Source organism: Arthrobacter sp. ERGS1:01 (assembly GCF_001281315.1).
Classification (GTDB): Bacteria; Actinomycetota; Actinomycetes; order Actinomycetales; family Micrococcaceae; genus Specibacter.
In genome coordinates this window covers 2471389-2494829 of record NZ_CP012479.1, presented here as the reverse complement: position 1 = coordinate 2494829, position 23441 = coordinate 2471389, and the positions used below count along the sequence as shown (strand labels likewise).

At 67.4% G+C, this 23441-nt stretch carries 15 protein-coding genes, 2 tRNA genes and 1 pseudogene; 15 read left to right on the top strand and 3 right to left on the bottom strand.

What is annotated here, in order from left to right:
• Window positions 1-19 precede the first annotated feature (19 nt).
• From AL755_RS15215 to AL755_RS15165, 11 genes are all read left to right on the top strand, one after another.
• A complete protein-coding gene (locus tag AL755_RS15215; RefSeq protein WP_054011724.1) occupies window positions 20-1426 on the top strand; it encodes a cryptochrome/photolyase family protein in 1407 nt (468 codons plus the stop codon).
• A 43-nt stretch (window positions 1427-1469) separates the two neighbouring features.
• On the top strand, window positions 1470-2522 hold the full coding sequence (locus AL755_RS15210) for a 3-isopropylmalate dehydrogenase (RefSeq protein WP_054011723.1): 1053 nt from the start codon (window positions 1470-1472) through the stop codon (window positions 2520-2522).
• Between the two features lie 174 nt (window positions 2523-2696).
• Window positions 2697-3809: a branched-chain amino acid aminotransferase gene (locus tag AL755_RS15205; RefSeq protein ID WP_054011722.1), complete on the top strand. Its 1113-nt coding sequence runs from the start codon at window positions 2697-2699 to the stop codon at window positions 3807-3809.
• Window positions 3810-3942: 133 nt separating this feature from the next.
• Window positions 3943-4719, top strand: coding sequence for a fumarylacetoacetate hydrolase family protein (locus tag AL755_RS15200; protein WP_054011721.1), 777 nt, complete (start codon window positions 3943-3945; stop codon window positions 4717-4719).
• A 317-nt stretch (window positions 4720-5036) separates the two neighbouring features.
• Entirely contained in the window at window positions 5037-6482 is a 1446-nt protein-coding gene (locus AL755_RS15195) for an amino acid permease (protein WP_054011720.1), read from the top strand.
• Window positions 6483-6631: 149 nt separating this feature from the next.
• Window positions 6632-8131 carry a glutamate--tRNA ligase gene (gltX, locus tag AL755_RS15190; RefSeq protein ID WP_054011719.1) on the top strand — a complete coding sequence of 500 codons (1500 nt, stop codon included), beginning with the start codon at window positions 6632-6634 and terminating at the stop codon, window positions 8129-8131.
• A gap of 7 nt (window positions 8132-8138) precedes the next feature.
• Entirely contained in the window at window positions 8139-8909 is a 771-nt protein-coding gene (locus AL755_RS15185; RefSeq protein WP_237762497.1) for an HAD family hydrolase, read from the top strand.
• Between the two features lie 138 nt (window positions 8910-9047).
• Window positions 9048-9119: transfer RNA gene (locus tag AL755_RS15180), tRNA-Gln, on the top strand.
• 89 nt (window positions 9120-9208) lie between these two features.
• Window positions 9209-9281: transfer RNA gene (locus AL755_RS15175), tRNA-Glu, on the top strand.
• A 118-nt stretch (window positions 9282-9399) separates the two neighbouring features.
• Window positions 9400-11169, top strand: coding sequence for a dynamin family protein (locus AL755_RS15170; RefSeq protein WP_054011718.1), 1770 nt, complete (start codon window positions 9400-9402; stop codon window positions 11167-11169).
• Window positions 11166-12776 (top strand): GTPase, encoded by a 1611-nt coding sequence (locus AL755_RS15165; protein WP_054011717.1) that lies wholly within the window; start codon window positions 11166-11168, stop codon window positions 12774-12776. The genes AL755_RS15170 and AL755_RS15165 overlap by 4 nt, the downstream gene beginning before the upstream one ends.
• 104 nt (window positions 12777-12880) lie before the next feature.
• On the opposite strand, the gene AL755_RS15160 is transcribed toward AL755_RS15165, so the two are convergent.
• The 3 genes from AL755_RS15160 to AL755_RS15150 all read right to left on the bottom strand — a co-directional run bounded on the left by AL755_RS15160 (window position 12881) and on the right by AL755_RS15150 (window position 16497).
• Window positions 12881-14989 carry a family 20 glycosylhydrolase gene (locus tag AL755_RS15160; RefSeq protein WP_054011716.1) on the bottom strand — a complete coding sequence of 703 codons (2109 nt, stop codon included), beginning with the start codon at window positions 14987-14989 and terminating at the stop codon, window positions 12881-12883.
• A 151-nt stretch (window positions 14990-15140) separates the two neighbouring features.
• Window positions 15141-15674: a DUF1697 domain-containing protein gene (locus AL755_RS15155; protein WP_054011715.1), complete on the bottom strand. Its 534-nt coding sequence runs from the start codon at window positions 15672-15674 to the stop codon at window positions 15141-15143.
• Window positions 15675-15777: 103 nt separating this feature from the next.
• Window positions 15778-16497, bottom strand: a complete 720-nt coding sequence (locus AL755_RS15150) for an IclR family transcriptional regulator (protein ID WP_054011714.1) — start codon at window positions 16495-16497, stop codon at window positions 15778-15780.
• A gap of 140 nt (window positions 16498-16637) precedes the next feature.
• On the opposite strand from AL755_RS15150, the pseudogene leuC reads away from it, so the two are divergent.
• The 4 genes and pseudogenes from leuC to AL755_RS15130 all read left to right on the top strand — a co-directional run bounded on the left by leuC (window position 16638) and on the right by AL755_RS15130 (window position 23440).
• Window positions 16638-18187 (top strand): annotated as a pseudogene (leuC, locus tag AL755_RS15145) (3-isopropylmalate dehydratase large subunit).
• Between the two features lie 11 nt (window positions 18188-18198).
• Entirely contained in the window at window positions 18199-18798 is a 600-nt protein-coding gene (gene leuD, locus AL755_RS15140; protein ID WP_054011713.1) for a 3-isopropylmalate dehydratase small subunit, read from the top strand.
• Window positions 18799-18989: 191 nt separating this feature from the next.
• The gene (locus AL755_RS15135; protein WP_107503866.1) at window positions 18990-19511 is read left to right on the top strand and encodes a MarR family winged helix-turn-helix transcriptional regulator; all 522 of its coding nucleotides are present in this window, start codon (window positions 18990-18992) and stop codon (window positions 19509-19511) included.
• Window positions 19508-23440, top strand: coding sequence for an ABC transporter ATP-binding protein (locus AL755_RS15130; RefSeq protein ID WP_054011712.1), 3933 nt, complete (start codon window positions 19508-19510; stop codon window positions 23438-23440). Before AL755_RS15135 ends, AL755_RS15130 begins: the two co-directional genes overlap by 4 nt.
• The last annotated feature ends 1 nt before the right edge of the window (window position 23441 follow it).

Genomic DNA, 23441 nt, shown 5'->3' with positions numbered 1-23441 from the left:
GCCAACGAAAGACGCCTTCATGAATGCATCCCTGATCTGGTTCCGCGACGACCTGCGCGTGGCGGACAACCCCGCGCTGCTGGCCGCAGTCGCCGACGGTGCCGCCGCGGCCCTCTACGTCCTGGACGAGGAGTCGGCGGGCATCCGGCCACTGGGCGGAGCGGCCAAATGGTGGCTGCACCACGCGCTCGCGGACTTGCACACGGAGCTGGCGGGGTTGGGCATCCCGTTGATCCTGCGCCGCGGCCCCGGCGCCGAAGTGGCAGCCCGCGTGGCAGGGGAGCTGGGAGCCGGTGCCGTGTATTGGAACCGCCGCTATGGCGGGCCGGAACGCGCCGTGGACACAGCCGTCAAGGAATGGGCCGGCGCCGCGGGGCTGCACGCCGAAAGTTTCCAAGCCTCGCTCCTGCACGAGCCCTGGACCGTCCGCACGGGCGCCGGGAACCCCTACCAGGTCTTCACGCCCTTCTGGAAGGCGTTGTCGGCCAATGATTTCCGGGCACCCCTGGACGTGCCCGACGCCGGCCGCGGCTATGGCGGGACGTTGCCGGAAAGCGACAGTCTGGAGGGCTGGGCGTTGTTGCCCACCGCCCCGGACTGGGCGGCCGGCCTGCGGGAGGCGTGGACACCAACGGCGGCCGCCGGCCACGAGGCCCTGGCGGAATTCCTTGAGGACCGGGTTGCCGAGTACTCCGAGGCCCGCGACCGGCCGGACCGGCACGGCACGAGCCACATGTCGCCGTATCTGCGGTGGGGCCAGCTGAGCCCCTTCCAAGTGTGGGCCGCGCTGGCGGAGCGCCGCGAGCAGCTTTCCGGAACCGTGGGCCCGGCCGTTTACGCCGCCGAACTTGGCTGGCGTGAATTTTGCTGGCACCAGCTCTACCACCACCCGGATCTGGCCACGAACAACTTGCGCCCGCAGTTTGACCACTTCCCGTGGCGGAGGCCGGACGCGGACGTGGCGAACCACGGAGGCGGGCGGACCGGCGTCGAACATCTGCACGCCTGGCAGCAGGGACGCACCGGGATACCGCTGGTGGATGCCGGCCAGCGCGAACTCTGGCACACCGGCTACATGCACAACCGGGTGCGCATGGTGGCCGCAAGCTTCCTCGTGAAGAATCTGGGCATCCACTGGCGGGCGGGCGAACAATGGTTCTGGGACACGCTGGTGGACGCCGACGCCGCCTCGAACCCGGCCAATTGGCAATGGGTGGCCGGATCGGGTGCCGATGCCTCGCCGTTCTTCAGGATCTTCAACCCGCTCACCCAGGCGAAGAAATTCGATCCCAGCGGGGCGTATGTCAACCGGTGGGTGCCGGAGTGGCTGACACCGGAGTACCCGCAACCCATGGTGGATTTGCAGGAAACCCGCCGCGAAGCCCTGGACGCCTACGGCTCGATCAAGGAGCGTCTCAAATTGTGAGATCGGTTGACCATCATGTGGATGGTTTCGTTAGGCTGAAGGCATGAGCGCATCGATTGACATTGCTGTAATTGCCGGCGACGGCATTGGTCCCGAGGTCACCGCGGAGGCCGTCAAGGTCCTGAAAAAGGTGACCGCCGGCGAGGGCGTGGAGCTCAAGCTGACCGACTACGCCCTCGGCGCCGAGCACTGGCTGGCCACCGGCGAGACCCTGCCGGACGCGACCATCGAGGCCCTGCGCGGGCATGACGCGATCCTCTTTGGCGCCGTCGGTGCCGCCCCCGGCGACACGAGCATCCCCTCCGGCCTGATTGAACGCGAAATGCTGCTCAAGCTCCGCTTCAGCCTGGACCACTACGTGAACCTGCGCCCGTCTTTCCTGTACGACGGCGTCGCCTCGCCGCTGGCCAATCCCGGCACCATCGACTTCGTGGTGGTCCGCGAAGGCACCGAGGGGCCGTACGTGGGCAACGGCGGCGTGCTGCGCAAGGGCACCCCGCACGAGGTGGCCACGGAGGTTTCCGTCAACACCGCCTACGGCGTGGAGCGCCTGGTCCGCGACGGTTTCCGCCGCGCCAGCGAACGCCCCCGCAAGAAGCTCACCTATGTGCACAAGCACAACGTGCTGGTCTACGCCGGCCACCTGTGGAAGCGCACCGTGGAAGCCGTAGCGGCCGAATTCCCCGACGTCGCGGTCGACTACCTGCACGTGGACGCCGCCATGATCTTCCTGGTCACGGACCCCGCCCGCTTCGACGTCATCGTCACGGACAACCTCTTTGGCGACATCATCACCGACCTTGCCGCTGCCGTCACCGGCGGCATCGGCCTGGCCGCCTCCGGCAACATCAACATGGACCGCACCGCGCCGTCCATGTTTGAACCGGTACACGGCTCCGCTCCCGACATTGCGGGCAAGCAAATCGCAGATCCCACGGCGGCAATCCTGTCCGCGGCGCTCCTGCTGAACCATGTTGGCTACCCGGATGCGGCGGCAAAGATCGAGGCGGCAGTCGCCGCGGACATCGCCACCCGCAGCCCCGACGCGCCCCGCGCCACCAGCGCCGTGGGCGACGCCATCGCAGCCTCACTCTAGCGAGCCGGCCCCGGCTGGCAAGAGTAGGCTTGTGTCACTAGAGTGAGTGCACCGTAACTGAAAGCCGCGTGCTTGGAACGGCGGTGCACTACCACTCTCAGTGCGCTTGAATCTCAGCACAGACTCCGCCCCAGCTGGCAACAGCGACGACGGGCACAACCATGTGGAGGAAGCATGACCCAGACAGCCAGCGAGCTGACTTTTTCGCAGCAGCGCAACGAAAACCCCAAGAGCAGTGCCGAGCGCGACGCGATCCTGGCCAACCCCGGCTTCGGTGACTACTTCACCGACCACACGGCTGTCGTGGACTACAAGGTTGACGTCAACGGCGAGGGCGGCTGGTCCAATGCCCGCATTGAACCGTACGGCCCCATCGCCATGGACCCGGCCGCCGCGGTGCTGCACTACGGCCAGGAAATCTTCGAGGGCATGAAGGCCTACCGCCACGCCGACGGCTCCGTTTGGACGTTCCGCGCCGAGGCCAACGCCGCCCGCCTGAACGCCTCCGCCCGTCGCCTGGCCCTGCCGGAACTGCCCCCCGAGGTGTTCCTGGAATCCCTGCGCCAGATCGTGGCCATCGATCAGGACTGGGTGCCCTCCGGCGACGGCGAAGCCCTGTACCTGCGCCCGTTCATGATCGCCACCGAGGCCTTCCTGGGCGTGCGCCCGGCCCGCGAGGTCTCCTACCGCGTCATCGCCTCGCCCGCCGGCAACTACTTCGGCGGCGAACTCAAGCCCGTCTCCATCTGGCTCACCACCACTTTTGCCCGCGCCGGCGAAGGCGGCACGGGTGAGGCCAAGTGCGGCGGCAACTACGCCGCGTCGCTGGCCGCCCAGATGGAAGCCGAGGCCCAGGGCTGCAAGCAGGTCTTGTTCCTTGATCCGTTCAACGACAACGCCATCGAAGAACTTGGCGGCATGAACATCTTCTTCGTATTCAAGGACGGCCGCCTGGTGACCCCGGCACTGAACGGGCACATCCTGCACGGCATCACCCGCTCCTCCGTCATGCAGCTCGCCGCCGACCGCGGTCTGAAGGTCGAAGAACGCAAGATCACGATCGACGAATGGCGTGACGGCGTTGCCAACGGCGAGATCACCGAGGCGTTCGCCTGCGGCACCGCCGCCGTGATCACCCCCATCGGCGAGCTGAAGACGGCCGACGGCGTCATCGCCTCGCCGGGCTCCGGCATCGGCGAGGTCACCGCCGCGATCCGCGAGCAGCTGCTGGGCATCCAGACCGGCAGCACCCCGGACCTGCACGGCTGGCTGACCCGCCTGGCGTAATTTCCAGCCGCTTCGAAACAGACCCGGACCCGCGAAACAAGCGCTGCGCAGCGCCTGTTTCGCGGGTCCGGGTCTGTTTCACATTGGAGACGCAAAGCAAGCCGAAGGTGGCTTTCCCGATACACTGGGCACCATGCGAATCGCCCGTTTTGTAGTTGATAATGACCCCATGTACGGCATTGTGGAAGGGGAGCCCGGCAGTGAAGTTGTCACCGTCATCAAGGGCGACCCGTTCTTCAACGGCGTAGAACCCACCACCATCAAATACCCGCTCGACGACGTGCGCCTGGTGGCCCCGATCATCCCGCGCAGCAAGGTCATCGGCGTCGGCCGCAACTTTGCCGAGCACGCCCGCGAACTGGGCAACGAAGTCCCCGAGAGCCCGCTGCTGTTCCTCAAGCCCAACACCTCCGTGATCGGCCCGGGCGAACCGATCGTGCTGCCCGAATTCTCCGAGGAAGTCTCCTACGAGGCCGAGCTGTGCGTCGTCATCGGCCGCATCTGCAAGGACGTTCCCGAGGAGCGTGTGGACGAGGTCATCTTCGGCTACACCTGCGGCAACGACCTCACCGCCCGCGACGTCCAGGCCAGCGACGGCCAGTGGGCGCGCGCCAAGGGCTTCGACACCTCCGCCCCGCTCGGTCCCTGGATCGAGACCGAACTGGACCCCGACGACGTGGCCATCAGGGGCTGGCTCAACGGTGAGCTCCGCCAGGACGGCAGCACCAACCAGATGGTCCGCAGCGTCCGCGAACTCGTCTCGATCGTCTCCCGCGCGTTCACGCTCCTGCCCGGCGACGTCATCATGACCGGCACCCCGGCCGGCGTCGACCTGCTCAACGCCGGCGACCGCTACGAGATTGAGGTGGAGGGCATCGGCCGTCTCTCCAACCCCGTAGTCCGCCGCTGATCCCCAGGCGCTCCCACTCCTCGCAAGCTTGGAGCGGGTCCCTCGCGGCTGTGTGCCCAAAATAGAGGTCCTGCTTATTAGAAAAGCCGGGTGCCGCCGTCGTTAATTTCGACGGCGGCACCCGGCTTTTGCGTTGCCCGGAAGGGGCTGCCGGGAATCTGTAACCCCGGGCACTATGTACCAAGTGTTGTGTGAGTGGCACCACACCGCAAAAAAATCGTAGTACGCTAGACAAGCCCTTTGCGCCCCACGTCACAGGAAACCGTGCATTTTGGGGGTTTTGCCGGGCAGCACTCTTTCGACGTAAGGATTTTTGCGTGTCACAGAACGTCACCGACGAGGCCACCACGGGCCACGCCGCCGGAAGTATCACGGCCGAAGGCTACCAGCGGACGCTTTCGCGCCGCCACGTCACCATGATCGCCATGGGAGGGGCCATCGGCGTCGGACTCTTCATGGGAGCCGGCGGACGACTGGCCTCCACCGGCCCGGCCCTGATCTTCTCCTACGCCATCGCGGGCGTGATCGCCTACCTGTTGATGCGCGCCCTGGGGGAGCTGGTGATGTACCGGCAGACGTCGGGCTCATTCGTCTCCTACGCCGGTGAGCTGTTTGGCAAGAAGGGCGCCTACCTCTCCGGGTGGATGTACTTCATCAACTGGGCCATGACGGGCATTGCAGAGCTCATCGCCATTGGCCTGTACTTCCAATACTTCTTCCCCGGCGTCCCCGTGGAGATAAGCGCCGTCTGCGCCCTCGTGCTGTTGGTGGCCGTGAACCTGCTCAGCGTGAAGGCGTTTGGCGAGTTCGAATTCTGGGCCTCCTGCCTGAAGGTCGGTGCCATTCTCTCGTTCCTGGTGGTGGGCACCATCATGGTGGTCACCAACGCCCAGGTGGGCGCCGGCCACGCCAGCGTGACCAACCTCTTCAGTGTCGAAGGCGGCATGTTCCCCAAGGGCGGGCTCGTCATGATCCTGGTGCTCAACGCCGTGATCTTCGCCTACAACGCCATTGAACTCGTGGGCATCACCGCCGGCGAGATGCAAAACCCGGCCCGCGAAGTGCCCAAGGCCATCCGCGCCGTCGTGGTCCGGATCGTGGTCTTCTACGTCGGTTCCGTATCGCTGCTCGCCATGATCCTGCCCTCGGACCAGTACCACTCCGGCGAAAGCCCCTTCGTGACGGTGTTCGGCGCCATGGGCCTGGGCTGGGTGGGCTCGGTCATGAACTTCGTGGTCATCACCGCCGCACTGTCCTCCTGCAACTCCGGGCTGTACTCCATTGGCCGGATCTTCCGCACCATGGCCAACAACGGGCACGCCCCGCAGTGGCTGACCAAGATGTCCTCGCGCTATGTGCCGTACACGGCCATCCTGTCGATCGCCGGCGTCTACCTGGTGGGCATCCTGCTCAACATCTGGCTCGGCGGCTCGCACGCCTTCGACCTCGCGCTGAATACGGCCTCGATCGGCGTGATCTTCACCTGGGGCACCATCTTCGCCAGCCAGATCATGCTGCGCAAGAAGAAGGGCAAGGTCTCCTCGCTGCCCATGCCCGGCGCGCCGTGGACCAGCTGGGCCGGCCTCGTGGCGCTGTTGGCCATCACCGTGCTGATCGGCTTCGACACCATGACGAGCCCCGACGGCAGCGTCTACATGCTGGGCCTGTGGACCCTGTGCACCATCCCGTTCTTCGCCGTCATCCTGTGGTTCGGTTGGCAGTTCGTGAAGAAGAACGAACCCAAGAACGCCCTGTTCAGCTAACGCACGCGGTTCCTGCCACCGTTTCCGCTTTTCGCTTTCACCTATACGGGTGGCCGAAAGCGGAAACGGTGGCATTTTTCGCGAACGGGAGCCCTGCTGGGGCCGCAGCCGTCCGGAATGCGCCGTCGGGCGTCTAAACTGGAACCATCATGACTAACGCAGCCCAGATCCCCACTGTCACCGCCGAAACCCCCGTCCGCGTACGGTTCTGCCCGTCGCCCACCGGAACGCCCCACGTGGGCCTGATCCGCACCGCACTGTTCAACTGGGCCTACGCCCGGCACACCGGCGGCAAGCTGATCTTCCGCATCGAGGACACCGACGCCAAGCGGGACAGCGAGGAAAGCTACCTGCAGCTGCTCGACGCCCTGACCTGGCTGGGCATCAACTGGGACGAGGGCGTTGAAACCGGCGGCCCGCACGAGCCCTACCGCCAGTCGCAGCGCGGGGACATCTACCAGGACGTCATCGCCAAGCTGGTGGCCGGCGGACACGTCTATGAGTCCTATTCCACACCCGAAGAGGTCGAGGATCGTCACAAGGCTGCCGGCCGGGACGTTAAGCTTGGATACGACAACTTTGACCGTGACCTGACGGCCGCGCAGATTGACGCATTCAAGGCCGAGGGCCGCCAGCCCGCCCTGCGACTGCGCATGCCGGACAAGGACATCACCTTCACAGACTTGGTCCGGGGCGAGATCACCTTCAAGGCAGGATCAGTCCCGGACTACGCCATCGTCCGTCCCAACGGCGCACCGCTGTACACCCTGGTCAACCCCGTGGACGACGCCCTCATGGGCGTCACGCACGTCCTGCGCGGCGAGGACCTGCTCTCCTCCACACCCCGCCAGGTGGCCCTGTACGAGGCCCTGTATGCCGTGGGCGTGGCCCAGTACATGCCGTTGTTCGGCCACCTGCCCTACGTGATGGGCGGCGGCAACAAGAAGCTCTCCAAGCGCGACCCCGAATCCAGCCTGTTCCTGCACCGGGACCGCGGATTCATCCCCGAAGGCCTGCTGAACTACTTGTCGCTGCTGGGCTGGTCGCTCTCCGCCGACGAGGACATCTTCACGGTGGAACAGCTCGTGGAAAACTTCGACATCCACGATGTCCTGGGCAACCCGGCACGCTTCGACATCAAGAAGGCCGAGGCCATCAACGGCACGCACGTGCGCATGCTCGAGGCCACCGACTTCCGCAACCGCCTGGTCCCGTACCTGCAGGCCGCCGGCGTCGTGGGGGAGACCCTGACCGCCCGCGAGGAGGAAATCCTCACCGAGGCCGCCCCGCTGGTCCAGGAACGCATCACCCTGCTGGGCGAGGCCCCCGAGATGCTCGCCTTCCTGTTTAAGGCCGACGACGCCGTCGACGTCGCCGACGACGCCCGCAAGGGCCTGCCGGAGAACCTCACCGAGGTCCTGGACGCCGCCCTGGCCGCCCTGGCGCCGCTGGCGGACTGGAACGCCGAGGCCATCCAGGCCGCACTCAAGGATGCGCTCGTGGAGGGCCTCGGAGTGAAGCCCCGCCTGGCATTCGGGCCCGTCCGCACGGCACTGTCCGGACGCCGCATCTCCCCGCCGCTGTTCGAGTCCATGGTGATCCTGGGCAAGGACTCCTCCCTGGCCCGCCTGACGGCGTTCCGCGGCTAGGAATTCCGTGACCGGCACAGCTTTGAACAACACCCCCGCACCGTGCGCCGCCCTGGCGCCGGTCGGGGGTGTTTTGTTTGACATCGACGACACCCTGGTGGACCTGCACCAGGCCATGAAGGACGCCATGATCGCCGCCAGCCGGCCCCTCGTGGACGGATTTGGCCCCTCCGACTGGGACGCCTTCGCCGCGCTGTACATGGCGGACGCGGACAACTACTACGACCGTTTCGTGGCCGGCGAATTCACGTTCGCCCAACAACGCGGGCTGCGGGCCCGGGCCGTCTTTGCCCACTTTGGCATTGCCGGTTTCGATGACCGCGCGGAACAGGCCTGGATTGCGGACTTCGAAAAGGCCCAGCCCGGCTTCATCAACGCCTACCCGGACGTGGTGCCCATCCTGGATGCGCTGGACGCCCACGGCATCCCCTACGGCGCCGTCAGCAACAACGTCCATGCCTACCAGCGCGCCAAACTCGACATGGCCGGGCTGCAGCGCATCACCGTCCTGGTGGGCATTGACACCGTCAACGCAGCCAAGCCCAAGCCCGAGGCGTTCCTGGAGGGCTGCCGCCAGCTGGGCACCCGGCCCGGGGAAACCCTCTACGTGGGGGACAACTACCTGCTCGACGGCATCGGCTCCGTGCAGGCGGGGCTGCAGGGCATCTGGCTGAACCGCACGGGTGCGGTGGCGCCGTCGCACGCCGAGGACGGCCGGGTGCGCCGGATCGCCGGCCTGGCCGAGCTGGCTGCGCTGGCCCTGTCCACGGGGCTTTAGCCCATGTGACGCACGCCTCACGCAAAAAGCGCGTTCTCGTTTTGGACTCTGGCAAAAGGTCAGGTATAGTTTTATCCCGGCGCGAGGGCCGCTGAAGGGCCGGGAAACAACCGGAGCTTCACGGCAGAACGCCGCCATTGGGATATGGTGTAATTGGCAACACATCGGTTTCTGGTACCGACATTCTAGGTTCGAGTCCTGGTATCCCAGCGCTTGCAAAAGCCGTCTTATCGATTGGCGTGTGAAGCAAACTTCGGGTAATATTTCTGAAGTTCGTTGAGCAAAATCGAATGTATTAGGGCCCCATCGTATAGCGGCCTAGTACGCTGCCCTCTCACGGCGGTAACGCGGGTTCGAATCCCGCTGGGGTCACATTTGAAGGCCGGGAATCTGAAAAGATTCCCGGCCTTTTTCGTGCCCGCAGGCCGATTCGCCTTTGTAGTGACCATTGAACTGGCATGATGAAGCTGTGAGCCCCAGCAATTCGAGCATGTCCGACCCCAACGGCGACGCCGCGCGAGCGCAGCATGCCGCCATTTCGCTGCTCGAAGAGGTCCGCGCCGAACTGGCCGGGGTGGAATTTTCCTTGGAACTGCCGGGAGTCGAGCCGGCCCGCCGGACGGCCGGTGCCGCCCTTGGCCAGCTCGACGACTACATCCTGCCGCGCTACCGCAGCCTGGACGCCCCGCTGCTGGCCGTGGTGGGCGGATCCACGGGCGCCGGAAAATCGACCCTCGTCAACGCGCTCGTGGGGCACCCCGTCACGCGGGCCGGCGCCATCCGGCCCACCACCCGCCAGCCCATCCTGCTGCACCACCCCCGGGACGCCGCCTGGTTCACGTCCAACCGGGTGCTGCCGTCCCTTGCCCGGGTCAGGGGCGAACTGGCCGTGCCCGGCACCCCCTCCACCGAGGCCGGCGCCACGCCCGACGCCTCCGCCATGGCCTCGCTGGTACTCGTGGCCGACCCCGCCGTCCCGGAGGGGGTTGCGCTGCTGGATGCCCCGGACGTCGACTCCATCTCCGATGACAACCGGCAACTTGCCGGCCAACTCCTCGCCGCCGCCGACCTGTGGCTGTTCGTCACCACCGCCAACAGGTACGCCGACGCCGTGCCGTGGAAGCTGCTCGTCGACGCCGCCTCCCGCGACATCATGGTGGCGGTGGTCCTGGACCGCGTGCCCCCGGGCGCCGAGGACGAGGTTGCCGAGGACCTGCGGGCCATGCTCTCCCGCGCGGGGCTCGCCGAATCCAGGTTGTTCGTGGTGCCGGAGGCGGAGCTCGACAAACTGGGCATGGTGCCTGCCCGCGTGAGCGCACCCATTGCGGCGTGGCTGCGGGAACTGGCCGCGGACTCGGCCGGACGGGCCGAGATTGCCCGGCGCACGCTCAACGGCACCATCCGCTCGCTCGCGGACAAGGTGGGCGTGGTGGCCCGGGCCGCCACGGAACAGCATGAGGCAAGCCAGCAGTTGGCCGACGACGTCGTTGCCGCCTTTGATGACGCCGCCGCCAAGGTCGCCCGCGCCACCAGCGACGGCTCCCTGCTCCGCGGTGAAGTCTTGGCCAGATGGCAGGACTTCGTGGGTACGGGCGACTTCTTCCGTGCCCTGGAAAGCGGCATCGGCAGGATCCGGGACCGCGTGGGCGCCTTCTTCAAGGGTCAGCCGCCGCCCGCCGTGAAGGTGGAAACCGCCATCGAAACCGGGCTGCAGGCAGTCGTGGTGGACCAGGCCGCCCGTGCGGCCGAGGACGCAGACCAGCGGTGGCGGGCCGACCCCGCGGGCCGGGCACTGCTGGGCACGGAGGACCTCTCCGGCGTCACCGACGATTTCCCCGCGGCCGTGGCCGCCGAAATCCGGGCCTGGCAAGGAGACGTGCTCGCCATGATCCGCTCCGAGGGGGCCGCCAAGCGCTCCCAGGCGCGGTGGCTCTCCTTCGGGGTGAACGGCCTCGGCGTGGTGTTGATGGTCGTCGTATTTTCACTCACAGGGGGGCTGACGGGAGCGGAGATCGGGATCGCCGGGGGCACCGCCGTCGTCGGCCAAAAACTGTTGGAGGCGGTCTTCGGCGAGGACGCCGTGCGGCGCCTGGCCCACCAGGCCCGCCAATCACTGCAGGCCCGGACCACGGCACTGCTGGACACCCAGCAGCAGCGGTTCCTGGACCGGATAGGCCCGCTCCAATCGGGGGCCTCGCCGCAGGTGGAAAGGCTCGAGGAGCTGGCGCACAGGCTGGCCCGGCTGGGGGAGGGCGCATGAGCCGGCACCGCGTGGCGCGCACCGAGTCCTCTCTGGCGCGGCGCCTGGAGGCGCTCAACGAGGCCCGCGAACTGGGCGAGGGCCGCCTCGCGGACGCGGCGCTGCAGCGCGCCTACGACGTCCTGGAGCGGGCCTCCTCGCGCCGCTCGCTGAGCGCCGACCACACCGTGGTGGGCTTCTTCGGGGCCACTGGCAGCGGGAAATCGTCACTCTTCAACGCCGTGGCCGGAACGGATGCGGCCCGCGTGGCCGTCCGCCGCCCCACCACCAGCGAGCCGCTGGCCATGGTGTGGGGTGCCGCGGGAAGCGCGCCGCTGCTGGACTGGCTGGAAATCACCGATCGCCGCGAGGGAACCCCCGTGCCGGAGCTGGCGGACGACGCCGGCGGGCTGGTGCTGCTGGACCTGCCCGACTTTGATTCCGTGCAACTTGCCAACCGGGAAACCGTGGCCCGCCTTGCCGGCCAGGTCGATGTGCTGGTGTGGGTGGTGGACCCGCAAAAGTATGCGGACGCGGCGATCCACAATGACTTCATCAGGCCGTTTTCCACCCACGCCGCCGTGACGCTGGTGGTGCTCAACCAGATTGACAGGCTGGCGCCAGCCGAGGTGGCCCCCGTGACGGAGTCGCTGGCCGCCATCTTGGACCGGGACGGCCTGGCAAAGGTCACCGTGTTGCCCGTTTCCGCGGTTACCGGGACCGGGATCCGGGAACTGCGCGGGCGCGTGGCCGCCGTGGCCAGGGCCAAGGCGGCGCAATCGGCCCGGCTGGCAGCCGATGTGGTGGTGGCCGCCCGGGACCTCGGCGAGGCTTCCGGTGCAGGAGATGCGGCCGGAGTCCACCAGGAGGACCGCAAGGCCCTGGTGCGCGGACTGGAGCAGGCGGCGCATGTCGAGACGGTCGTGTCGGCGGTGCGGGCCTCCCACCGCCTGGACGCCACCCGGCAGACCGGCTGGCCCGTGACGCGGTGGCTCTCCCGATTCCGCAAGGACCCGCTGCGCCGGCTGAGCCTGCGCCGCGAGGGCGATTCCGGCGTCAACCGCACCTCGCTGCCGCCCGCCGGTGTCGCGGAACAGGCACAGCTCGATTCGGCCGTCCGCACCTTTGCCGAGGCCGCGTCCGAAGGATCCCCGGGGCCCTGGCGGGCCGCCATCCGTGCCGCCGCCCGCAGCAATCGCCCGGGCCTGCCGGACGCCCTGGACCAGGCCGTTGCCGCAACCGATGTGAAGGCCAATGCGCGGGCCTGGTGGTGGCCGGTGTTCTCGATCTTCCAATGGCTCGCGTTGTTCGCCGCCGTGGCCGGACTGGGCTGGCTGGGCGTTTTGGCACTGCTGGGTTATTTCCAAATGCCGGTGCCCGCCGCACCCAGGGTTGAGGGCTGGCCCGTGCCGACACTGCTCGTGGCGGCCGGCGTCGTGCTGGGAATCTTCCTGGCCGTGACCAGTAAATTCCTGGCCGCGGCAGGGGCCCGCGGCCGGGCCCGGCTGGCCCGCAAGCGCCTGCGCGAGAACGTCGGCGCCACGGCCGAAACCCTGGTGGTTGAGCCCGTCGAAGCTGAGATTGCCCGCTACCGGGCGTTCCGGAATGCGCTGGCCGCCGCACAATGATTTCGACAGGCTCAATCACCGGTCCTCGGGCTCAATCACCGGTCCTCGGGCTCAATTGCCGGTCCTCGGGTTCAGTTGCCGGTGGTCGAGCTTGTCGAGACCGGCTAGCCATGTTGCCCAAAGAACGGGGCGTGGCCCAGGAAGCGCAGGTACGGGTCAAACTCGGCGAAGGAGGCTACCGGGGCAGGTGAGTTCCAGACGGACTGCGCATGGATCCGCAGGCGGGGGAGCAGGGTCTGCGTCAAGAGCTCCTCGGGCGCCCAGCCGTGCGCATCGTCCCAAATGGGGAAGATCTGGCCCAGCGAACCCGGTTCGGCGGCAGGGGTCAACTGCTCGGGGTCCGACCAGCCGCGCGAGTACATGAACGGGCTCAAATACGTCTGCCACTGGTATTCCGGCAGCGGCTGGTTGATGGTCATATTGGGCTTCTGGGACTTATCCAGCGGCGGCCAGAGGTCGTGGTACAAATCCGAGGAGGAGCCGATCAGCTCGTAACCCTGGTGGATGAGCTCCTCGGCGGACAACGACTCGTAGATTTCGGCCCAGTAGACGATGGTGATGTCGCGGCTCAGCTCCACCACCGTGTTCTTGCCGTTGATCATGTCGTTCCACATCATGGTCCTGAAGCCGGCCTGTGCCAGCCCGGCTGCCACCTCGTTGAACAATTCCAGGTAGGCGTCAACGCTCGTGGCCTCCTGGTCCCCGGTGTGGGCCCGGATCCACTCCAGGGCATGGGGGTGGTCCTGGCCAAAGAATTCGTCGCCGCCCACGTGGACAAAGGGGCTCTCGAAGGTTTCACCGGTTTCGCGCAACACGTCGATCAGCAACTGGCGGACGTCGGCGCGCGAGTAGTCCCAGCCGGCCGCCTCGCCCTCGCCGCCGGGGAACATGTACTCCGGGTAGACCAGCGTGTCCATGTCGGAGTGGCCGGGGATGTCGAACTCCGGAATGACCGTCACGTGGTACTGCCGGGCGAAGGCCACGAGGTCCTTGATCTCGGCCTTGCTCCAGAACCCGCCGCCGGGGGTGGTGTCCATGATCTTGGGCAGCACCCCGCTTTCGATGCGCAGCCCCTCATTGTCCTTGACCCGCACGGAAAGCGTGTTCAGCTTCGTGTAGGCAAGGTCCTTGATCTGGTCCTTGAGCCAGTCGATCGTGTAGAACCGCCGGCCCGAATCCACCTGCAGGCCGCGATATTTCTGCTCCGTGAAATCGAGGACGGTTCCGGCCGGCAGAGCCGCCGCCGACTTCAGCGCCTGCACCAGGGTTGACCCCGTGTACAACGCCCCGGCCGCACCGCCTGCCACCACGCGCACGCCGTGCGTGGTGATGTGGAGTTCATACGCCTCCGCCGCTAGCTCCCGTGCCTTGGCGGAGGCACCGCTGAGGTCCACTTCGCCCAGGGTGAGGTGGACGGCGTCGGCCGGTACGTCCTCGCCCGAGACGGCCACCACGCCGACCTCCTGCCCGGCCCCGGACTCGGTGAGCTGGGCCGCGAGAAGCCGGGCAACGCCGTCGAGCACGCCGGCCGCTTCCACATCCACGGCGACGGCACTGACGCCGGCGGCAGGGGACCAGAGCCCTTCCGTGGGGGCGAACTGCCGGATCGCGGGGATGGTCACGGGGAACGTGTTCGCAGACGCCGGCGGCACCGCCCAGGTGGCAGGCGCTTCCACGGCGTGCGCTGCCGGGCCGATCCGGGTGACCGTCATGGAATCGCACCAGCCGGGGCCGGTGTTCTCGGCCAGGATGCAAAACGCATGGAGTTCGGTGGTGCGCGGCCCCGTGATGATGGTGGCCTCCACGGTTTCCCATTCGGTGCCGCCGCCGGGGGTGGTCATGCCCTTGTAGCGGTCGGTGATGGGTCCGCCGGCCGCGAATCCGCGGTAGTAGGGCTCGTTTTCGGCGTCAAAGATGCCCCAGATCAGGCCCGCGCCCTTGATGGTCATGGTGAGACGGTACTCGGTGTTGGGTTCGACGCCGGTGGCCACCTTGTTCACCATGCCGCGGCTGACAGCGTGGTTGCGGGCCGGTAGGGTGCCGCCGGGCGCGAGCAGCGAATCGCCCTCGAAGTGGAGCCCGATCTGCAGGGCCGAGCCGGTGCCGTCGGCGCCGGGCCGGACGAACCTGGCGTGGACCAGCGCCGTGTTCTCCAGGGACTGTTGGGCGAAGTCCGGATCGGTGAGGAACGATGCGGCGGGCTCGTGTGTCATGGCACAACTCAATCTCTGGGGGACGCGGTGATGACCGAAGCTACACGCCCCGCCAACACCGGGCCAAAACCCCTTCGCTTCCACTCGCGGTTGTTACTTCGACCCGTCATGAAGCGGGTGGACCATCCCTTTGAAGCGTGTTCGCCGGGCGTCAGGAACCCAGGGCGTCGCGCACCTTGAGCATGGTGCGCAAGTTGCGGGTCGTCGTCGTGCTCTTGTATTTGACCTTGGCGGAGAGCTTGCTGAACGGGCTGTCCAGGGTGCCGCCGGCCGGGGCCAGCCAGGCCAATGATTCGGGGCTGAGCCGGGCCAGGACGGTGTCGGGAAGTTCGCGGCCCAGCTGCTCCAGCTCGTCCAGGATGGCCGGATCCGAGGACAGGGTGAGGTAGCTGTGCTGTTCCTTGTTGTCGGCCGGGTATGGGCAGGCCTCGATGATGGCCGCCAATTGGGCCTGGTCCAGGACCACCACCCAGGCGTCGTAGCCGAAGTTTTCCCGCAGGCAGTTTTCCACGAGCGTTTTCACGGCCGGCCCATCCGTCCGGGCCGAGCAGACGACGTTTCCAGAGGCGAGCAGCGTCTTCACGCCAGTGATGGGAAGCGCGGTCAGGGCGGTGCGGAGATCGGCCATTTTGATGTTGATGCCGCCGACGTTGATGCCGCGCAGGAATACCCCGAAATTGGTCATGGCAAAACCCTACCTGCCGGGAAATCTGTGTTGCAGTTGTTGGCGTAAATATCCCTAAAACGGGGCATTTTCGTCCAACAACTGCAACACAGAATCCGGTGGGTTAGTCCGCGGACTTCCGCAGCGCCTCAGTGAGGATGCGGGAGGCGTTGCAGACAATCTCCGCGTGCAGGCGGCCGGGCTGGCGGGTGAGGCGCTCGATGGGTCCGGAGATGGACACAGCCGCGATGACCCGGCCCGACGGTCCGCGCACGGGTGCCGAAACCGAGGCGACGCCGGGCTCGCGTTCGCCCAGGCTCTGGCCCCAGCCGCGACGCCGGACGCCGGCCAGGACCGTGGGGGTGAAGCGGGCGTTGTGCAGGCCCTCGAGCAGGCGCTCGTGGTCCTCCCAGGCCAGCAGGACCTGTGCGGCGGAGCCGGCCTTCATGGTTAGCTGGGTGCCCACGGGGATGGTGTCGCGCAGGCCGATGGGGCGCTCCGCGGATGCCACGCACACGCGGGAATCGCCCTGGCGGCGGAAAATCTGCGCGCTTTCGCCGGTGGAGTCGCGCAACTGCAGCAACACGGGGCCGGCGGCCGCAATGAGGCGGTCCTCGCCGGCGGCAGAGGCCAGCTCCACGAGCCGGCTGCCGAGCACGAACCGCCCCTGCATGTCCCGGCTGACCAGCCGGTGATGTACCAAGGCAAGTGCCAGGCGATGCACGGTGGGACGGGCCAAACCGGTGGCCGCAACAAGCTGAGCCAAGGTGGTGGGTCCGGCCTCCAGTGCATCAAGCACGAGGGCTGCTTTATCGATGACGCCAACGCCACTAGAATTGTCCATGTAATGATATTGACGTCTCATTATGTGAGATGCAAATCGACGGGCTGGCTTCAGTGCCGACAACACTGGAACAGTGGGAATCAGACAAACCGTAAAAGAGCATCCGTGACCCCAAATTCCGGGGCCGGGCCGCTCAAGAGATGAAGGGAGCTGCTGTGTCCGAGGCAACCACACCCGAAGCGCGCGACTCAGCGCAGGTGCCGACCGTTTCGACATCGACTCCGCGGAAGACCGCGAAGACGCTGGCCGAAAAAGTTTGGCGCGACCACGTTGTCAAGCAGGGCGAGGGGGACGGCGACGCCGCCCAGCCCGACCTGCTCTACATCGACCTTCACCTCATCCACGAAGTGACCTCGCCGCAGGCCTTCGAGGGTCTGCGCCTGGCCGGCCGCCCGCTGCGCCGCCCGGACCTGACCATTGCGACGGAGGACCACAACACCCCGACGCTGGCCATCGACAAGCCGATCGCCGACCTCACGAGCCGCACGCAGATCCAGACGCTGCGCAACAACTGCGCCGAGTTTGGCGTGCGCCTGCACTCCCTGGGCGACGCCGAACAGGGCATCGTCCACGTGGTGGGTCCCCAGCTGGGCCTGACCCAGCCGGGCATGACGGTTGTCTGCGGCGACTCCCACACCTCCACGCACGGTGCCGTGGGCGCCCTGGCGTTCGGCATCGGCACCTCCGAGGTCGAGCACGTCATGGCCACCCAGACATTGCCGCTGAAGCCGTTCAAGACCATGGCCATCAACGTCGAGGGCACCCTGCGCCCCGGCGTGACGTCCAAGGACATCATCCTGGCCATCATCGCCAAGATCGGCACCGGCGGCGGCCAGGGCTTCGTCCTGGAATACCGCGGCTCCGCGATCCGGGCACTGTCCATGGACGCCCGCATGACCGTCTGCAACATGTCCATCGAGGCCGGCGCCCGCGCCGGCATGATCGCCCCGGACGAGACCACCTTCGAGTACTTGAAGGGCCGCCCGCACGCACCCGTCGGCGCCGAGTGGGATGCCGCCGTCGAGTACTGGTCATCCCTGACCACCGAGGACGACGCCGAATTCGACGCCGAGGTCTTCCTGGACGCCGACACCCTGGAACCGTTCGTCACCTGGGGCACCAACCCGGGCCAGGGCGTTTCCCTGAACGACGCCGTCCCCTCACCCGAGGACTTCGGCGACGAGAACGCGAAGGCCGCCGCCGAGCGCGCCCTGGCCTACATGGACCTGGAGGCCGGCACGCCCATGAAGGACATCCGTGTCGACACGGTGTTCCTGGGCTCCTGCACCAACTCCCGCATCGAGGACCTGCGCGCCGCGGCCGACATTGTCCGCGGCCGCGAAAAGGACCCCAACATCCGCATGATGGTGGTGCCCGGATCCGCACGCGTCCGGCTGGAAGCCGAGGCCGAGGGCCTGGACAAGGTGTTCCTGGACTTTGGCGCCGAATGGCGTTTTGCCGGCTGCTCCATGTGCCTGGGCATGAACCCGGACCAACTGGCCCGGGCGAGCGTTGCGCGTCGACCTCCAACCGCAACTTTGAGGGCCGGCAGGGCAAGGGCGGGCGCACCCACCTGGTCTCTCCCGTGGTGGCGGCCGCCACTGCCGTCCGCGGAACCCTCAGCTCGCCGTCGGACCTGGACCCGGTGGTCGAGCCTGTCGAGACCCCATCCGCAAGCAACGTAGCGTAAGGACCCCACCCATGGAAAAGTTCTCCACCCACACCGGTGTCGGTGTCCCGCTGCGCCAAAGCAACGTTGACACGGACCAGATCATCCCCGCCGTCTACCTGAAGCGGATCACCCGCACCGGCTTCGAGGACGCCCTGTTCTCCAGCTGGCGCAAGAATCCCGAGTTCATCCTGAACCAGGAACCGTACAAAGCCGGCTCGGTACTGGTGGCCGGCGCCGACTTCGGCACCGGATCCTCCCGCGAGCACGCCGTGTGGGCGCTGAAGGACTACGGCTTCAAGGCCGTGCTGTCCTCCCGCTTTGCCGACATTTTCCGCGGCAACTCCGGCAAGCAGGGCCTGGTTGCTGCCGAGGTGGCCCAGGACGACATCGAGCTGATCTGGAAGGTCCTGGAAAACGCGCCCGGCACGGACGTCACGGTGGACCTTGTGGCCAAGATGGTCACGGCCGGGACCGTTGTGGCCCCGTTCCAGATCGACGACTACACCCGCTGGCGCCTGCTGGAGGGCCTGGACGACATTGGCCTGACACTGCGCGACGAACCGGCCATCACCGCGTTCGAATCCACGCGACCGTCGTACAAGCCGACCACGCTGCCCGCGCGCACGTAGTCTCCGTTTTTCAAGCCGGCCCGTCCCATCCCTGGGGCGGGCCGACTTTTTGCCATGCGGGGGCCGTTGTGGTGATTCGCCCGCGGCCGGCCGGGAGCGGATCACCACAGCAGCCCCGCGCCGAATCGAAGCAGCAAATTCACAGCAAAAAATATGGTTCGATGACCGAACAAAGTGCTTACGCTTGACGCATGGAGAAGATCAGGGAGTTCCGCGGTGAGCCGGATCCTGCGGTGGCGGCAGTCAGGGCGTTGGTGCGCGTGTCCCGGTTGTTGGAACGCTCCCTGGGGGAGTTGAGCCTGCCGCACTACCGGGTGCTGGCGGCCGTGTCCGCCGGGGACGAGATCGCCTCACGGGTCGCGACCCGACTGGCGCTGGGCCGCCCGGCGGTGAGCGCCGCCGTCGCCTCCCTGTGCGAACGGGGGTTCCTTGACCGCGTCGACGTGGCGGCGGATCAGCGGGCCGCGGGCCTGCGGCTCACCGAAAACGGGTGGGCCGCGCTCTCCCGTGCCGATGCGGCGATGGCGGCGGAGCTTCGCAGTGTGACCGCCCGGACGGAGCAGCCGGCGCAATTGCTTGACACGCTGGGCTGGCTCAACGAAGCCGTCAGCGCGCGGTATGCCGAACAGCGGGACGCACGCGCCGCCGTCGTGCCCGGCACAGCGCCAACTGGCACGCCCGGGCCCAGTGCCGAGGGGTCTGCCCCGGCATGACCCAGGTCAGGGACCGCGGCCCCGCAACCGAAGTCCCGGCTCCACCGGACGGCTCGTCCGGCGGGCCCGGTTGGGTGCGCCGGTTGTGGGGCTACCTGATGCGCCACCGGGCGGACATGGTCATTTCCTTCGGGGCCGCCGTCCTGGGCAGCACGGCACAGACGATCGTCCCGCTGGTCACCCGGCAGATCGTGGACAACGTCATCCTGGTCCCCACATCGCCGCTGTGGCCGTGGCTGGCGCTGCTGATCTTCCTGGGCATTGCCACGTTCGGGTTTTCCTATTTGCGCCGCTACCGTGGCGGCCGGGTGGCACTGTCCGTCCAGTACGACCTTCGCAACGACATGCACCGGCACCTGCAGACCATGGACGCCGGCAACCTGGACAGGATGCCCACGGGACAGTTGGTGGCGCGCGCCAACTCCGACTCGGCACTGGTCCAGGGGCTGCTCTCCTTCCTGCCCATCATGAGCGGCAACATCCTCATGATGGTGCTGTCCATCGTCGTCATGCTGTACCTCTCGCCGCTGCTGGCCATCATCAGCCTCGTCATGGCGCCGGCCCTGTTATTTGTCTCCTACCGCATGCGTTGGCGCATCTTTCCGGCCACCTGGGACGCCCAGCAGCGTGAGGGGGACGTGGTGCAAATCGTTGACGAGGTGGTCAACGGCGTCCGCGTGGTCAAGGCCTTCGGGCAGGAACAGCACGAGATCGAACGGCTTGCCGACTCCGCCGGGAAACTCTATGGCTCGCAGATGCGTGCCACCCGCCTGCAGGCCCGGTATCAGCCGCTCCTGCAGGCCATCCCGTCGCTGGGGCAGGTGGCCGTGCTCGCCGTCGGCGGTTTCCTGGTCCTGCAGCACGACATCACCCTCGGCACTTTCCTGGCGTTCTCCACCTACGTTGCCCAGCTCATGGCGCCCGCCCGGCAGCTGGCCGGCCTGCTCACCATCGGCCAGCAGGCGCGCGCCGGGCTGGAGCGGATCTTCCAGCTCCTGGACCTCAAACCGGCCATCGCCGACGTCCCCAATGCGGTGACCCTTCCCGACGTCGCCGGTGACATCGAGTTCCGCGATGTGGGCTTCAGCTACCTGGGCGCGGCCGACGGCGGCGCGAAGACCGTGCTGGACGGCGTCAGCTTCCGGATCCACGCGGGGGAGCGGGTGGCGTTGGTGGGTCCCAGCGGCAGCGGCAAATCAACGGTCAGCCTCATGGTCTCCCGGTTCTACGATCCGCAATCCGGGGCGGTGCTGGTCGATGGCCACGATGTCCGGAACGTTGCCCTGAACTCGCTGCGCCGCCGGATCGGATCGGTGTTTGAAGAAAGCTTCCTGTTCTCCGACACCGTCAGGGCCAACATCGCCTACGGCCGCCCCGATGCCACCGACGCGGAGATCGAGGAGGCCGCCCGGATCTGCCAGGCGCACGGCTTTATCCAAGCCCTGCCAGCCGGCTACGACACCATGGTGGGCGAGCGCGGACTGATCCTCTCCGGCGGCCAACGCCAGCGGATCGCCCTGGCTAGGGCCATCGTGGCGGACCCCCGCATCCTGATCCTCGACGACGCCACGAGCGCCGTTGACGCACGGACCGAGGAAGCCATCCATGACGGATTGCGCGAGGTCACCCGCGGGCGGACCACGCTCCTGGTGGCCCATCGGCTGTCCTCCCTTCACCTCGCGGACCGGATCATCGTGTTCGACGGCGGCCGGATCACGGCCACCGGCACCCACGAGCGCCTGCTGGCCACAAGCGCAATCTACCGCTCCCTACTGACAGGCTTCGTCCAGGACGACGACGGCCCGCCGCTTGCAGGCGGGAGTATCGAAGCGCTTGCCGCCTATACGGCACGGAAGACCGCTCAGGCTGTGCCGGGACCAACATCGGGAACTACGGCAGCAGCGTGGGGAAGGCCCCAGGGATCTGGGACGGCCCCGGGCGCGGGCTCGGCCATAGGCGCGCCCAGTATCGGTGCCGGCCTGGGGCGCGGCGGGGGCGGCAGCTGGCGACGCAACCTGGCTCCCACCCCGGAACTGCTGACACGCGTGGCGGCGCTGCGGCCGGTGCGGGACGCCGCCGTCGTCGATCTTGGGAAGGAAACCCGGCCCAACAGGGACTTCAGCCTGTGGGGGCTGCTGCGTGAGTTCCGCCGCCCGCTGCTGCTGGGGCTGTTGCTGGTGGTGCTCGACGCCGTCGCCTCGCTGATTGGGCCGGTCTTGGTCCGCACGGGCATCGACCAGGGCGTCAGCCAGGGGCTTGAAACCGTCCTGTTCGCCGCCTCCGGCATCTACCTGGTCGCGACACTGGCCGACCTGATCATCGAGATCGGCGAGACGTTCGTCACCGGCCGCACGGCCCAACGCGTCATGCTGTCCCTGCGGATCAGGATCTGGGCCCAGCTCCAACGCCTCTCGCTGGACTATTACGAACGCGAGATGGCTGGGCGCATCATGACCCGGATGACCACCGACGTGGACCAATTTGAATCGTTGATCGAGAACGGGCTGCTGTCCGCGCTCGTCGCGTTCGTGACGTTCGCCGGCGTCGGCGCCGCCCTGGTGATCTTCAACGCCGAGCTGGCACTGTGCGTCTTTACTGTTGTGATCCCGCTGGCGATCGCGACCGTCCTGTTCCGGCGCCGCGCCGCCAAGCTGTACGACCAGTCGCGCGACCGCATCGCCGTCGTCAATGGCGACTTCCAGGAGAGCCTGGCAGGGGTGCGCGAATCCCAGGCGTTTGTGCACGAGGCCGTCACGATCGAGCGTTTCCAGGGCTTCGGCCGCCGCTACCTGGACTCCCGCATGGCCGCCCAACGCCTGGTGGCCACGTACTTCCCGTTCGTGGCGTTCCTCTCCGACGGCGCCGACGCCATAGTGCTCGGCGTGGGCGCGGGGATGGTGACGGACGGTGCGCTGACCACGGGTGCGCTGATCGCGTTCCTGCTGTACATCGACATGTTCTTCTCGCCCATCCAGCAGCTTTCCCAGGTATTCGACGCCTGGCAGCAGACCCGAGTTTCCGTGCTGCGGATCGGGGACCTCATGAAGATGGACACGCTCACACCCAACGCGCCGGATCCACAGGAGCCGGGCCGGCTGGCCGGCGAACTGGTGCTGGACGGCGTGCACTTCAGCTATCCGTCGGAGCCCATCCACCGCAGCGGCCGGCCGGCACTGCGCGGGCCTGCCGACGCCCACCAGCTTGGACCTGCCTACGCCGGGGTGTCCAAGCCGCCGGAAGCCATTCGCGGACTGGAACTGCGCATTGCACCGGGGGAGACCGTGGCGCTGGTGGGCGAGACGGGCGCCGGGAAGTCTACGGTCATGAAGCTGCTGATCCGCTTCTACGATCCGGACACCGGCAGCGTCCGTGCCGACGGGCGCGAGCTGCGCGGGCTGGACCTCACCGGCTACCGGCGCCAGCTGGGCTATGTGCCGCAGGAGGCGTTCCTGTTCACGGGGTCCATCCGCGACAACATCGCCTACGGCCGGCCCGACGCCGACGACGCCACCGTGGAGGCTGCCGCCCGCGCTGTGGGAGCCCATGATTTCATTGCCACGCTCGACGGCGGCTACCGGCATGAGCTGGCCGAGCGCGGCCGGTCCCTGTCCGCCGGGCAGCGCCAGCTCATCGCCCTGGCCCGGGCCGAGCTGGTCAACCCGGCCATCCTGATGCTCGACGAGGCAACCTCGAACCTGGACCTCGCCACCGAGGCCAAGGTCAGCGCCGCCATGCACAGGATCTCCAGCGGCCGCACCACCGTGGTCATTGCCCACCGCCTGCAAACCGCGCAGGCGGCTGACCGGATAGTGGTGCTGGACAACGGGCGGATCGTGGAGACCGGCTCCCACACTGAGCTGCTCCACCGTGGCGGAGCTTACGCCGCCATGTGGGAAGTCTTCGAACCGGGCGCTACGTCGGCCACCTGAA